Source organism: Chloroflexota bacterium (assembly GCA_016197225.1).
In the GTDB taxonomy this organism is placed as follows: Bacteria; Chloroflexota; Anaerolineae; order Anaerolineales; family VGOW01; genus VGOW01.
In genome coordinates this window covers 1-13,071 of sequence record JACPWC010000086.1, presented here as the reverse complement: position 1 = coordinate 13,071, position 13,071 = coordinate 1, and the positions used below count along the sequence as shown (strand labels likewise).

The window sequence follows — 13,071 nt, the reverse complement described above, 5'->3', positions numbered from 1 at the left end:
CACCAAGTCACCAGTTATTCTTTGTGACTTTGTGCCCTCGTGTCTTGGTGGTGAAAAGCCTAAAACGTCCCCTCTTCAGGCTCAACGATGTCGGCTCGTAAATCATTCAACATTTTCCGCCAGCGGGCTTGAGCGGCTTCAACGGTCGTCTCGCGAAACCTTAGCCGCCCCGCGCCGGGCGGACACTGGGCCACCAGCGGCAGGTCGGCGCTGACAACAGCGGCAATCTTGGGATAGCCGCCCGTCGTCGGGCGGTCGCTCATCATCACAATGGGCTGGCCGCTTGCCGGAACCTGCACCGAACCGGCGGCCAAACCGTCGGAGATGATGTCGGCCCCGGCGGAATGTTCGATGGCCGGCCCTTCCAGCCGATAACCCATTCTATCCGATGAGGCGCTGATTCGATACTCGCTCGACAAAAATGTTTGCCAGCCCGCCTCAGTAAAACGATCCAGTTGCGGGCCGGCGATTACTTCGACGGTCAAGTTATCACTGTAAGCCGGGCGCGACTCTCTGGGAAGGTAACGCCCGGCAAGTTCAAGAGGTTGGCGGGAAGGTATGCCGCTTCGCAACTCATCGCCTGTTTGCAGGGTGCGGCCCTCAAGGCCGCCAAAGCCGCCGCGCAAATAAGTTGAGCGTGACCCTAACACAAGCGGGGTTTGAATGCCGCCGGCCAGGGCCAGATAACACCACCCACCGCGCTGGCGGCTTTGCAGTCGAATCTCCCGGTTCCGGCGAACGTAGATTGCCGCCCACAGCGGCATCGGTCGCTCGTGAATCCATAAATCGAAACCGGTTCCGGTCACGGCGATCAAACATGACTCTGTGGCTTCGAGCGTTGGCCCTTCAAGACCCACTTCCAAAGTTGCGGCGTTCGGCGAGTTGCCAACCAGGGCATTGGCGGCTCGCAAAGCAAAGCCGTCCATCGCGCCCGAAACCGGCACGCCAAATTGCTGATAACCTGCGCGCCCCAAATCCTGCACTGTGGTGAACGGGCTGGGTTCAAGCACTCTCAGCATAGACTGGCGTGAAGCGCACCACGTCGCCGGGCGCAAACAAGAAGGGCGGGTCGCGAGACAGGTCAAACAGTTTGAGGCGCGTCTGGCCGATGATGCGCCAGCCGCCCGGCGACTCGATGGGATAGATTCCGGTTTGTGGCCCGGCAATGCCAACCGAACCAGCCGGCACCCGCGTGCGCGGCGTTTCGAGGCGCGGCGTGATGATGGCCGGCGGCAGGCGGCCCATGTAAGGAAAGCCCGGCGTGAAGCCCATCATGTAAACCGTGTACGCTTCGCCGCTGTGTATCGCGATTACTTCTTCAACAGTCAGGTGATTGTATTCGGCGACAAACGCCAGGTCGGGGCCGTTGTAGAGGACGGGGATTTCGAGGCGGCGGGGTGAGGCCGGGGTGGCGGCCTCTATTTGGGGAACTTTGGCGGCCACCCAGTCCACCACGTTTTGATAACCGATCAGAAGTGGATCGTAATGAATGAGCAGAGCGCAGTAGGTGGGGACGGCTTCGCAAAAACCGGGGAGGCGATCTTGATCGAGCAGGCGGGCCAGAGCGTGAACCCGGCGGTTGAGGGCCGGAGCGATCTCATCGCCGAACGCTACCGCCAGCGCCGAGTCGCCAACCGGTTGGTAGCGCGGCCAGTTCACAGCTTCGACAAAATCTCCGGCCCGTTTTCGGTGATGGCGACCGTGTGCTCAAACTGGGCCGAGAGCGACTTGTCTTTTGTCGCCACCGTCCAGCCGTCTTTGAGCAGTTTCCAGTCAGGCCGCCCGGCGTTGATCATTGGCTCAATGGTGAACACCATGCCGGGGCGCATGACCACCCCCTGCCCGCCCGGGCCGGTGTGCGGCACCGACGGTTCTTCGTGCAGGTTGCGGCCAATGCCGTGCCCGCCCCACTCGCGCACCACGCTAAAGCCGTGGCTCTCGGCGTGCAATTGAATCGCCAGGCCAATGTCGCTGATGCGCTGACCGGGCCGGGCCGCCGCAATCCCTTTATACAAACATTCTTCAGTCACCTTAAGCAGGCGCTGGGCCGGCGCCGAAATTTTGCCAACGGCATAAGTCACACACGAATCACCGCAAAAGCCGTTGAGCTTCAGGCCAATATCAATGCCCACAATATCGCCCTCTTTCAAAATGCGGCCATCCGGCAGGCCATGGCAGACTTCCTGATTGACCGAGGCGCAGATCACGCCCGGAAATGGCGGGTGTGTAGGCGGCTTGCCACGATAGCCTTTATAGAGCGGCTGAGCGCCGCGCGCCGCGAGATAATTTGCGGCCAGGTCGTCCAATTCGCGCAAGGCAATGCCGGGCCGGATGGCCTCACGAAGCCGGGCAAACGTTTCGGCCACCAACTGCCCGGCGGCGCGCATGGCCGCGATTTCTTTTGGATGTTTAAGTTGAATTCCCATTGAGAGGCTCAGGCCGGTTCCGTCGTCGCCACACCCCGGCCGCGCTTGAACTGCTTGACGACCGTTTCGACGATCTCGTATAGCTCGTTGGCCTTCATCGGCTTGGCCAGGTAACCGTCCATCCCGGCCTTCAAACATCGCTCACGGTCGCCCTGCATGGCATAGGCCGTCACCCCAACGATCGGCATGTGCCGGCCCGTTACCTGCTCGCGAGCGCGGATGGAAAGGGTGGCCGTATACCCGTCCAGGATTGGCATCTGCACATCCATCAAAATTAAGTCGAAGTCTTCCCGGGCCGAACGCTCAACCGCCGCCTGGCCGTTATCAACTGCCGTCACCGCCCAGCCGCGTTTCTCCAAAATCCTCACGATCACGTCCAGGTTAACCGGATTGTCCTCGGCCACCAGAATTGACAGAGTCTCCCCGGCAGTTGTTGACAGCCCGATGTCTTCAGCGCCGATTGCCGGTTCAGCCGCCTCTGTTTGAGGCGCGACCTCAAAGGTGGTAAGGAAATGGAAAATGCTCCCGTCGCCCGGTTCACTCTCCACCCACAGGCGTCCGCCAAATTTTTCCACCAGCCGCCGGGCAATGTTCAGCCCCAGGCCCACCCCGCCATACTGGCGCGTCACCGAGCCGTCGGCCTGGGTAAATACTCCAAAGATCAATTCCTGTTTTTCCGGTGGAATGCCAATGCCCGTGTCGCGCACGGCAAAATACAGAGTGGCTTTTTCCGGCGAACGATCAATGCACTTCAGCTTCAAATCCACTTCGCCCTCAGCCGTAAACTTGACGGCGTTGTTCAGCAGAATGAGCAACACCTGCTCCAGGCGGGCCGGGTCGCCGATCAACTCAGCTGGAACATCAGAATCAATGTGGAGCGAGCGCTTCAGGTTTTTAGAGGCGGCGTACGAGGCAATGTTTTGCATGGCTTGCTCAACCGTATCCACCAGGTTGAAAGGAACATGCTTCAACTCCAGCCGTCCCGACTCGATCCGCGAGAAATCAAGCACGTCGCTGAACAGCTTGAGCAGGTTTTCGCCGGCAACCATCACTTCGCGCAAATAGGCGCGCTGTTCGTCCGTCAGGTCAGTGCCCAGCATCAACTCGCTGTAGCCCAGCACGGCATTCAAGGGCGTGCGAAACTCGTGGCTCATGGTGGCCAGGAACTCACTCTTGGCCCGGCTGGCCGCCTGAGCCGACACGGACAACTCGTTAGCGGCCACCAGCGCCTGCTCCAGTTCAAGGTTCAGCCCGGCCAGAGCTGTCTCGGCCCGCTTGCGTTCGGCCAGTTCCTGCTGGGCCGAGGTGAAGAGCCGGGCGTTATCGAGCGCAATGGAGGCCAATTGGGCAAATCGCTCCAGAAGTTCAATCTCGTTCCGGGAGAAGCGGCGGACAGGGTCCGTGTGCGACACCCCAAGAATGCCCACAACTTGCAAGCCAGACTTGAGCGGGAAACCGGCGATGGCGTGAAGGCCGCGCGAGGTAGCCATCTCCAGGCGCTCGGGCCAGACCGCGTAATCATCCAGAATCAAGGGTTGGCCTGTTTCCCAGACTTTTCCCGCCACCCCGTCGCCCGGTTTTAAACGATTACCAATATGCGCTTCGTGGGCGCCGACAGCGAATTTGGCCTCTATTTCTGAGCCATCTGGCCCGACCAGATAAATAAAACCGTTCCGGGTGTTCACCAGCTGCGCCGCCCGCGTCAGAATCGCCTCCAGCAAATCGGACATGTCCAGCCGGTTCAACAATCCCAGCATGGTATCGTACAAGGCGGCCAGATACTCGTTTTGCTGGCGGAGAATCTCTTCAGCCCGCTTGCGTTCGTTCAACTCCTTTTGCACCGCCTGGTAAAGCCGCGAGTTTTCAATTGCCAGAGCCGCCTGGTGGGCCAGCGTGTTGAGCAGAGTAATGTCCGGTCGCGGGTAAAAATCGTCAGGGTCGCGCCGCCCAAACAGCCAGGCGCCCACAACCTTGTTCTGTGTTTCAAGGGAGATGACCAGACGCGCCCAGTTCCATTCTTCCTCCATCTCCAACTCGGTCGGCGGCGGCTGATATTGGCTGGCGCGGAGGAGCAATTGCCGGAGTTGGCCTGGCGGCACGGTGATCGGCAGATCAACTCCGCGATTGTAGAGCAAGGCCCCGTCCCCGGTTTCGGCCTCGCCCGGCAAAAGGTAGAGCGCCGATTGACGAACCAACAAACTGGGAACGATCTCGTCGGCCAGTAAGGACACCAGCGCGGCCTGATCGGAGGCGGTCGGGATGCGGTTGATGAAAAGGTTGACGATGTCGGCAGAAACGTAGCCTGTGCCATAAGCCAGCCGGTTCACCAGGCGTTGATAACGGCGATAGAGGCCGGAGGCCGCCACGGCAAAGCTGGCCGATAACACAAGGCTAAAGGTAATAAGCTGGTCGGGCGGAACCAGGGTGGCACCCCACAAATAGACGATGGCGAAGGCGGTGATGTACAACAGAACAAAGCTGTAGCGGGCGATCAGGTTATTGGCCCGAAACTCCAGCCCGCCCAGGTGGCGTTTGTAAATGGCGTAAACGTAGAAGAGGGGCAAGATAGGAATCGAAAAAGCGGCAACACCTGACACTAAATCCCCCGGCTTTATTCCCAAGAGTTGAGGGATCACCCATAACAGGATGGTTGGCCCAAATGCCAAGCCGATACCTGCCAGCATGAGGCGGGTCGCCAACCGCCCTGCGGAAGAAGGAGTGAATAATCGCGCTACCAGCAGGAAAAAGCTGGCGAAGAGCGCTAGTAATAAGCCTGTCAGATAGCTACCTGAGGAGGCGGGCTGAAACAGGCTAAACGCCCCGAGGCTGATGGCGGCAATGTAAAAAAAGGGCAAGCCATAACGATGAGGGCGTTGGAATATTGGCACTGGCAATAACAGGTGCAGGTGAAGATAGACCGGGGCCATCAACCAGCTAATCACCCGCAAAACCGGCACCGAAAGCGCAATTTGCGAAGCCGAGTTGATGCCGGCCATCAACCAGACTGCCGTAAGATAATTGAAAGCAATGAGCAACCGCCAACGGGTGTCGTGGGGCCGTAAAAGTAATAAGGCGATGGTTCCTGCCACCCAAAAGGGCAGGAGAAGAACCAGGCCGCCAAGTAAAGTAATGATCTCAGCTTGAAAGTTATGAGGAGGGAGTTGCCAGTTTACCGGGTATTCACGAGTATCGCGAGACAGTGTTATAGGCACAACCTGGCCGGGAGCATATCCGGCAAAAGGGGTCAGCCAAAATTTTGTCCGGTAGGAGTCATAAGTCAGGTTGCCAATGATAGTCAACCGGTCGCCAACTTGAATTTGACCCTGATTAGCCGCGCACCACTCATTTCCCGGATCACAAACATCAACCGAGGTGATATTCCAAAACGTGTCGTAAACAAAGCCAGGAGAAGGGGTCTCAAAAGCGCCTGCATAAGCATAAAAGAAACAAATCAGCAAGACTGAAATTGAGAGGGTGGTTGGGAACCATTCTAACTGGCGCAGGCGGCGGAGCAAGTTAGTCATTGCCTCAGGCTTCTGACATTAAGTCGGGAGGGATGTCTACACCACTGATTTTCAACAATTGGATCAGCGACTCCATTTCGAGGGTCAGGAGGTCTGTTAAAGGTTTGGGGTCGGGAAGGGATAGATTATCAAGCAAATGCTTGGCTTGCCGGCGGCGTTTGACGAGGTGATAAATGCAGTAACTAACAGCGCCACAGGCGATAAGAATTTTCTGCGCTTCATGCAAAACGTCAGGATCGTCCGCTCTTAATCGCAATTCTAAAAAGCGGTCACGGGCGGGATGATCAGCAGTGAGGGCATACAAGATAGGCAAGTTGTTGCGGCCCTGTTTCCAGTCGGGGTTGGCCGGGGTTTGAAAAGCATCAAACAGATCATCTTGAATCTGGACAATTTCGCCCATGATCGCGCCAAAATCACGAAGGGTATATGCTGTTTTGGAGTCTGCCCCGCCTAGCACAGCGCCGATGTACAACGCCGAGGCATAAAAAGGAGTGCTCTTCGCCCGCACTAACCGCCAGTAATTTTCCTCGCCTCCCTGATTTTGCACGTCTAATTGTTGCCCAAAAGCCGTTGCCAGGGCCATCGAAGCCAGGTTAGCCGCAACCGCAGAGCGGCGCTCAGGGTCTTTTACATCCTGTTCCACTATTTGAAATGGAAGGGCTTGATAGGCAAGCGCCATGTTAGCCGCCGGGCCAACTCCGATCTGATGATGATGCCCCCGAGGATCGGCGTCAAGAATATCATCTACCAGTATGATGCTTAATTGCATGAAGGCAATGGCGGCGCAACCGGGGAGCGCAACCAATGGATCTCCGCCAACGGCCTGACAGGCCATGATTGGCAAATTCCAATCAACGCGAGGAGTCTCGGTAGCCTCATTAAACAAAACAGCCAATTCCGGCCACTCTACAATTCGAGGCAAAGCTGACATGTATGAACGAATGCTTTGAGTGTGCATTTGATTTGGCTATAGATGGCAGTTGGCAACATACGACTTGCAAGCGTATGTCGCCAACTAATGTTCAGGCTTAGTGCAAAAACAGGCGATTATATCTACCCTCCTGCCCAACGCCAAGTGGCCAACGCCGTCCGGTCAATTCCTCTCACGTCTTCCGGCTTCCCCTGATTCGTGAGCGCGCGGAGGGCTGCGATCAGTTGGTTGTCCCCCGACTCCGAGTTCAGCAGAGCGTGGAACTCCTCTAACTTCATATTCTCCTCCATGGTTTTCACCTCCTTTCCTGTGGCTTTGATTAGCCCGAATTCCCCTCAACGGCTAGCCCATAAGTGCTCGGCGGAAAAATAATCCGCCTTATCTGTAATAAAATACCACAATAATCTTCTTTTCTTCCATGACAATTGTCATCACCTGTTGATGATTGCTCTCATTGAGTTTCCAGCTCGGCCCGTGACACCGCCGGCAGAGTCACCATGAAGGTGCTCCCCAAACCCTCACCCGGACTAGACAAGTCGAGCGCGCCGCCCATGAGTTCAGTGAGGCGGCGTGAGATGCTCAAGCCCAGCCCGGTGCCGCCGAATCGGCGCGTCATACTCCCATCCACTTGAACGAAGGGCTGGAACAGCTTGCTCTGCTTTTCAAGCGGGATGCCAATGCCTGTGTCTTGCACATCCAGCCGTATTCGCTTGTGCCCATCGTCACCATCCACCACCGAGGCGGCCACCCGGACCCCGCCATGATCGGTAAACTTGATGGCGTTGCCGATAAGATTGAGCAGGACCTGGCGCAGTTTATCCGGGTCGGCCCATAAAATGTACTCCATTGTCCCCGGCAATGCAAATTCCAGGGTGAGCTTCTTTTCCTCAGCCTGAACACGAGAGAGAGACCGAACATCTTTGAATAGGGCGTCCAGATCAACAGCCTGCAAACGCACGTCCATCCGCCCGGCTTCGATCTTGGCGATGTCAAGCACGTCGTTAATGATCGTCAACAAACGTTCCGAGGCGGTGTAGGCGATGCGCGCAAACTCACGCTCTTCTTCCGGCGAGTCGCATAGTCCGTCGAGCACCATGCTCAGCGAGCCAATGATGCCGGTGAGCGGCGTGCGGAGTTCGTGCGAGGTGTTGGCCAGGAACTCGCTCTTCAAGCGGTTGGCGTCCTCGGCCATCTGGCGCGACATGTCCAGGTTGGCCACCAGGCGGGCGTTCTCCAGCGCCAGGGCGGCATGTTCGGCAAATGCGGTAATAATGCGGCGTGTGCGATCGTCGAAAATTCCAGGCTCCCGGCTCTGCAGGTCAAGCACGCCGATGATCTTGCCGGCGACCTTCAAAGGGATGGCCAGTTCGGAGCGGGTTTCGCTATTGGCGGCGAATGAAACCGGGTCGGCGGTAACATCCGGCAGGTAGACGATCTCGCCGGTGCGGGCCGCCACGGCGGGGGTTGTGGAGGCGCTCAAGGGCAGGACGGAGGGGGCCATTTCCTGCAACATGCCGGCCCGGGCCACGCGCCTGAGTTCAAGGCCGGTTTCGTCAATCAACAAAACCCCGCAATGGGCAAAACTAAACTCGCGCGTCACCGAGAGGGCAATCTGCTCGGCCAGGCCAGACAAATCGCCGCCGGGGCTGATGAGTTGTGACGAGGCGTTGTAGAGCGCCGATACCTCATTGTAAAGCTGGGCATTATCAATGGCGACGGCCACCTGATCGACAAACGCTTTCAGGCCATCGGCCCGAGCCGGGGTAAAAAAGTCGGGCGTGCCGCTTATGAGATTGATGAAACCGATGACTTTGCCTTTTAATAGGATGGGCGCGCCGGCATAGGAGCGTACCCAGCGGCTTTGCGGTATGTCAATCCAATCAGGATCATTTCGAACGTCTGGAATGGTGTACGGTTTGCCAGTCCCGGCCATGTGCTTCAGGTTGTGCATATCGGCCAGGTTGAATTCGAGCGAGAGTATCCATTCTTCCAAGCCGCGCTCGGCGTAGCCGTGGCAACGGGCCACGCGCACCGTGCCGGCGGCATTGACCAGCATGATGTCGGCGGCGTCGTGCGGCGCTACCCGGCCCACGTTGGCCAACACTCGCTCCAGCACCTCATCGAAGTTGAGGGTGCTACTCATGGCCGCGGCGGTGTCGCGCAGGGCTTCAGTCAATTCGCGTTGCCGCCGTTCAGCAGCCTCACTCCTCTGCCGGGCAAAAGCCGCGCCCAGGGCGCCGGCCGCGCTCTTCAAGGCTTCCACTTCGGCCCCCAGCCAAATGCGCTCCTGCGTGCATTCGTCGAAGCCCAGGTAGCCCCACCAGGCCTCGCCGATAAAGATGGGAACAATGAGGATGGAAAGAATGCCCTGCGGTTCCAGGGTTGCCCGTTCCACCGGCGGGAGATCGCGCGTCAAACCAAAGATGGGTTGCCCGGCCATCAACGTCTGCAGCCAGCGCGTGGCCCCTCGAGCCAGATAGTCACTGTTTTGCAAACGCGGGTTATCAATTTGTGGCGCGATCCCGGGCGCAGTCCACTCGTATTGCAAACTGGCAAGTAGCGAGCCGTCGGGCGCAGGGTGGTTTTTGAAGATGTAGACGCGGCTTACTTCGGCGGCGTGGCCCAGCCGGGCCAGCAGGGCGGGCAGTTCGTCGCGCAAGTCGCCGGGTTTCAACAACTGCTCACTGGCGTAAGCAAGCGCGCCCAGGATTACGTCGCGGCGGCGGGTCTCGTCGAACAATCGGTTCTTCTCAATGGCCAGGGCAATCGCGTCGGCAATTTGCTCCAACAGTGACAGGTTGACTGAAACGTAACCGGCCAATGTCGGCCAGACGAAGTTGAGGGCGCCGATCACTTGATCGCCAACCCGCAGAGGCAGGTTGATCCGCGAACGGAACCCGGCTTCATAAAGGGCCTTTTCCGCCGGGTAGGCCGCCTCGGCGGCCAGGTCGGGGGTGAGGTGCAAGTGGCCTTTGAGGATGTCCGGCGCGGTCGAGGTGGCGGTGAGCGGAAACCGGATGCCCTGACTCAACTCGGTGCGAGGCTGGTCCAGAGCGGCCATAATCACTTTCTGGCGATCTTCGGTGATGAGGGCCAGGCTGACCCGCTCGCATTGAGTCAGGGCTTTGAGTTCGGAAGCGATGGCCGGGAAAACGCTGACCACTTGCGGGCTGGCGTTGAGGCTACGCAGGATGTCGCTGGCAACCTTAAGTTCGGCGGCGCTTCGGCGGGTGGCTTCAAAAAGCCGGGATTTGGCGATGGCCAAAGCAATTTGGCCGGCGGCCTGTTCTCCTAAAGCAACTTCGTCCGGGGTGAAGTGATGAGGCTGGTGGAAGGAGATAAGCGCCGCTCCCAATCTATTGTCGCCGGCCATCAATGGCAGGCCTAGCATGGATTTGGCGGGGAACATGGCGGCAATGCGCAGGCTGATGTAAGGAGAGTTAAACACATCTTCGGCGACCAGGGCATGGCCGGTGCGTAAAACAGAGGCCGTCATCGTCTGTTCACCCGGTTCAACCTTCACTGCCGGGTATTGCTGGCGCAGGGGGCCATAAGCGGCGCTGGGAATCGGCATTTGTCGCTCTTCATCCCACAAGGTGATGTAGCAACCGTCGGCGTTGAATATTTCGCCTAAGCGGTCAGCCAGCACTTGCAGTGACTCACGCAGGTCGGAAGTGGCGACGGTGGCGCGGGTGATGTCGTTGAGCAGGGCCATGTCGTGGGCGCGGCGGCTGGTTTCTTCGAGCAGGCGGGCGTTTTCCATAACACTGGCGGCATGCTGGCTCAACGTCTCGGCCAGTCGCAGCTCGACTGGCGTGAAGGCGCGTGGCCGGCGGCTCTCCCAAACTTCAGCCAGCCCTATCACCTGGCCGCGCACAATGAGCGGGATGATCAGGAATGACTGGATGCCATACTCCGCAAGCTGGTTTCTTTCACTCTCGGCCAGAGTCGGGTCGCTCGCCAGTCTGGCAGTGATCTGGGGATTAACGGCGACACCGGCAAAGGAACGGTGATCTTGCAAAGGATATTTCTGTCCGAGGTCCGATTTGCGCTCACTCTCTGAAGCTTCAGCGCCCCAATATTCGGCCAACACGGTCAAAGTGCCGGCTTCCAGGTCAACGCTTAACACATAAGCGCTGGTCGCGCTCAGAACCTCCGTGAAGTGTTTGGCCAATTGCTCAAAGACCGTCTTTAGATCCAAACTGTTGCCGATCTCCTGGGCCGCCGTATACAACTGGCCGAGTTCGGCGGCGCGGTCGCGGGCTTCGGCGTAAAGCCGGGCATTCTCAATGATCACCGCCGCCTGGGTGGCAAAATCAACGGCCAACTGGGCGTGACGCTCGGTGTAATAATCTGTTTCTTCTTTGTCCAGGTTGAGCAGGCCGATCACCCGATCTTTCACCAGCAACGGCACGCCCAGCCAGCAACGAATGTATTCAGCGCCGGCGAAATGTTGCCAGCGCCCGTCCTGCAAGGTGTCGGGAATGATGACCGTGCTCTTCTTCTCAATGGCCTCGGCGACATGTTTGGCCGCCGTCATTTTGAACGGCACAAAGAGCTGGCTTTCGGAGCGAAACCCGCGATGCGCCGCAATTTCCAAAGCATCCTCAACCAGCAACAAAATCGAGGCGCTGTCGTATTCCACCACCCGCGACAGTTGCTCAAGGATCGTCTGCAGAACCTGCTCGCGGTCGAGGCTGGAGTTGAGAGTGCGGGCCACCTCCGACAAGGCCTCGGATTGCTCGCGGGCGACGCGCTCAGCTTCAAACAGCCTGACCTTTTCAATGGCCGTCGCCAACTGCTCGGAAATGGTGACCAACAAGCGCAGATCAAGTTCACTAAAGGCATCCAGGCGGGCGCTTTCGGCATTGATGACGCCGATCACCTGATCGCCAACCTTCAACGGCACACACACTTCAGAGCGCGTGTTACCGTCGGCATTAAAATAGGCCGGCTCCTGTGACACGTCGGCCACCAGCCACGGTTGCCCGGTGGCGGCCACCCGCCCGGTGATGCCAACATTCAGCGGCACATTGCCCTGCTGGCCGCGATAAGAATCGTGCGTCTGCAAATTCCGGCCCGTCTCATCCAGCAACAAAATGCCAAAGTGGTCAATATAAAACGTCTCGCCCAAAAGCCCGGTCACGCGAGTAATCAACGAATCGAGACTCGTCGCCTCGGTTCCGGCAGTGGCAATCGTTTTCAGAATCGCCAACTCCTGCAGTTGCCGCCGCGTGGCTTCAAACAGGCGCGCGTTCTCAAGGCTGATGGCAATTTGCCCGGCCAGCGACTCCAGCAGGCGGCGATGCGATTCGGTGAAGGCCTTAGGCTGGAAAGATTGGACTGACACAGAACCAATCGTTTGATCGCGGGCAATGAGCGGAACCCCCAGCCATGACCGCGCCGGTTGAGTGACCCGCCAGGCCGGAACCGGCAAGGCATCCGTCTGCATATCGTGGATTAACAAAGGCCGGCAGTTGGAAATGATCCAGCCGGTCGGGCCGCCCTCTGAAATGGGAACCTTAATTTTGTTCAGGCGCTCCCCGTTTTCGACGGCCAGAGCAATTTCAAGTTCTTCGGCCTCCGGGTCATATAAGACAATTACAAACGTGTCCGGGTTGATCAACTGCTGAACCTGTTCGTGTAGCCGGCTCAACAACACGTCCGTCTCCAGCACACTGCTGGTCGCCAGCGCCGTCTTGTACAAGCCGGACAGTTCCTGCGTCTGCCGTTGCGACTCTTCAAACAGCCGGGCATTTGAAATAGCAACTGCCGCTTGATCGGCAAACAGGCCCACCAGTTCCAGATCGCTTGGGCCAAAGCGAGAGGCTCGATTGTCCGAAACGGTAATGACGCCTATCACCTGCCCCTGCCACTTGACGGGCACGCCCAGCAAGGATCGAAAAGACGGGTCGCCAAAAGCATTCGTCCGGCCCGGCCAAATCGAGTAGTCTTCAATAACCAAAGGCTCGCCGGTTTGAGCCACCTGGCCCGAGAGGCCCTCGCCCAGCTTCAACCGAATGCCGGTAAACCTGGGCTGAGGATCACTCTCGACAACCAGCTCCAGCGTCCGGCTTTCAGCGTCCAAAAAATACAAGGCCCCGGTTTCGGCATCCAGCAAGTGTCTGGCCCGGTCAACAATGGCTCTCAACAGAGCTTTCAAATCCAGTTGGGCGCTCAGGCTGAGGCT

At 58.3% G+C, this 13,071-nt stretch carries 6 protein-coding genes; all 6 read right to left on the bottom strand.

The window, feature by feature from the left end:
- Window positions 1-59 precede the first annotated feature (59 nt).
- Window positions 60-1,010, bottom strand: a complete 951-nt coding sequence (locus HYZ49_15430; GenBank protein ID MBI3243675.1) for a biotin-dependent carboxyltransferase — start codon at window positions 1,008-1,010, stop codon at window positions 60-62.
- Window positions 1,003-1,659 carry a 5-oxoprolinase subunit PxpB gene (gene pxpB, locus HYZ49_15425; GenBank protein ID MBI3243674.1) on the bottom strand — a complete coding sequence of 219 codons (657 nt, stop codon included), beginning with the start codon at window positions 1,657-1,659 and terminating at the stop codon, window positions 1,003-1,005. The genes HYZ49_15430 and pxpB overlap by 8 nt, the downstream gene beginning before the upstream one ends.
- Window positions 1,656-2,426 (bottom strand): type I methionyl aminopeptidase, encoded by a 771-nt coding sequence (gene map / locus HYZ49_15420; GenBank protein MBI3243673.1) that lies wholly within the window; start codon window positions 2,424-2,426, stop codon window positions 1,656-1,658. Before map ends, pxpB begins: the two co-directional genes overlap by 4 nt.
- A gap of 8 nt (window positions 2,427-2,434) precedes the next feature.
- The gene (locus HYZ49_15415; GenBank protein ID MBI3243672.1) at window positions 2,435-5,950 is read right to left on the bottom strand and encodes a response regulator; all 3,516 of its coding nucleotides are present in this window, start codon (window positions 5,948-5,950) and stop codon (window positions 2,435-2,437) included.
- A 4-nt stretch (window positions 5,951-5,954) separates the two neighbouring features.
- Window positions 5,955-6,755 (bottom strand): polyprenyl synthetase family protein, encoded by an 801-nt coding sequence (locus tag HYZ49_15410; GenBank protein ID MBI3243671.1) that lies wholly within the window; start codon window positions 6,753-6,755, stop codon window positions 5,955-5,957.
- 577 nt (window positions 6,756-7,332) lie between these two features.
- A partial coding sequence (locus tag HYZ49_15405) for a GAF domain-containing protein (protein MBI3243670.1) occupies window positions 7,333-13,071 on the bottom strand: 5,739 nt, incomplete at its 5' end.

Coding starts and splice junctions, on each gene's coding strand:
- map (MBI3243673.1), bottom strand. CDS start 2,426: ATGGGAATTCAACTTAAACATCCAAAAGAAATCGCGGCCATGCGCGCC.
- HYZ49_15415 (MBI3243672.1), bottom strand. CDS start 5,950: ATGACTAACTTGCTCCGCCGCCTGCGCCAGTTAGAATGGTTCCCAACC.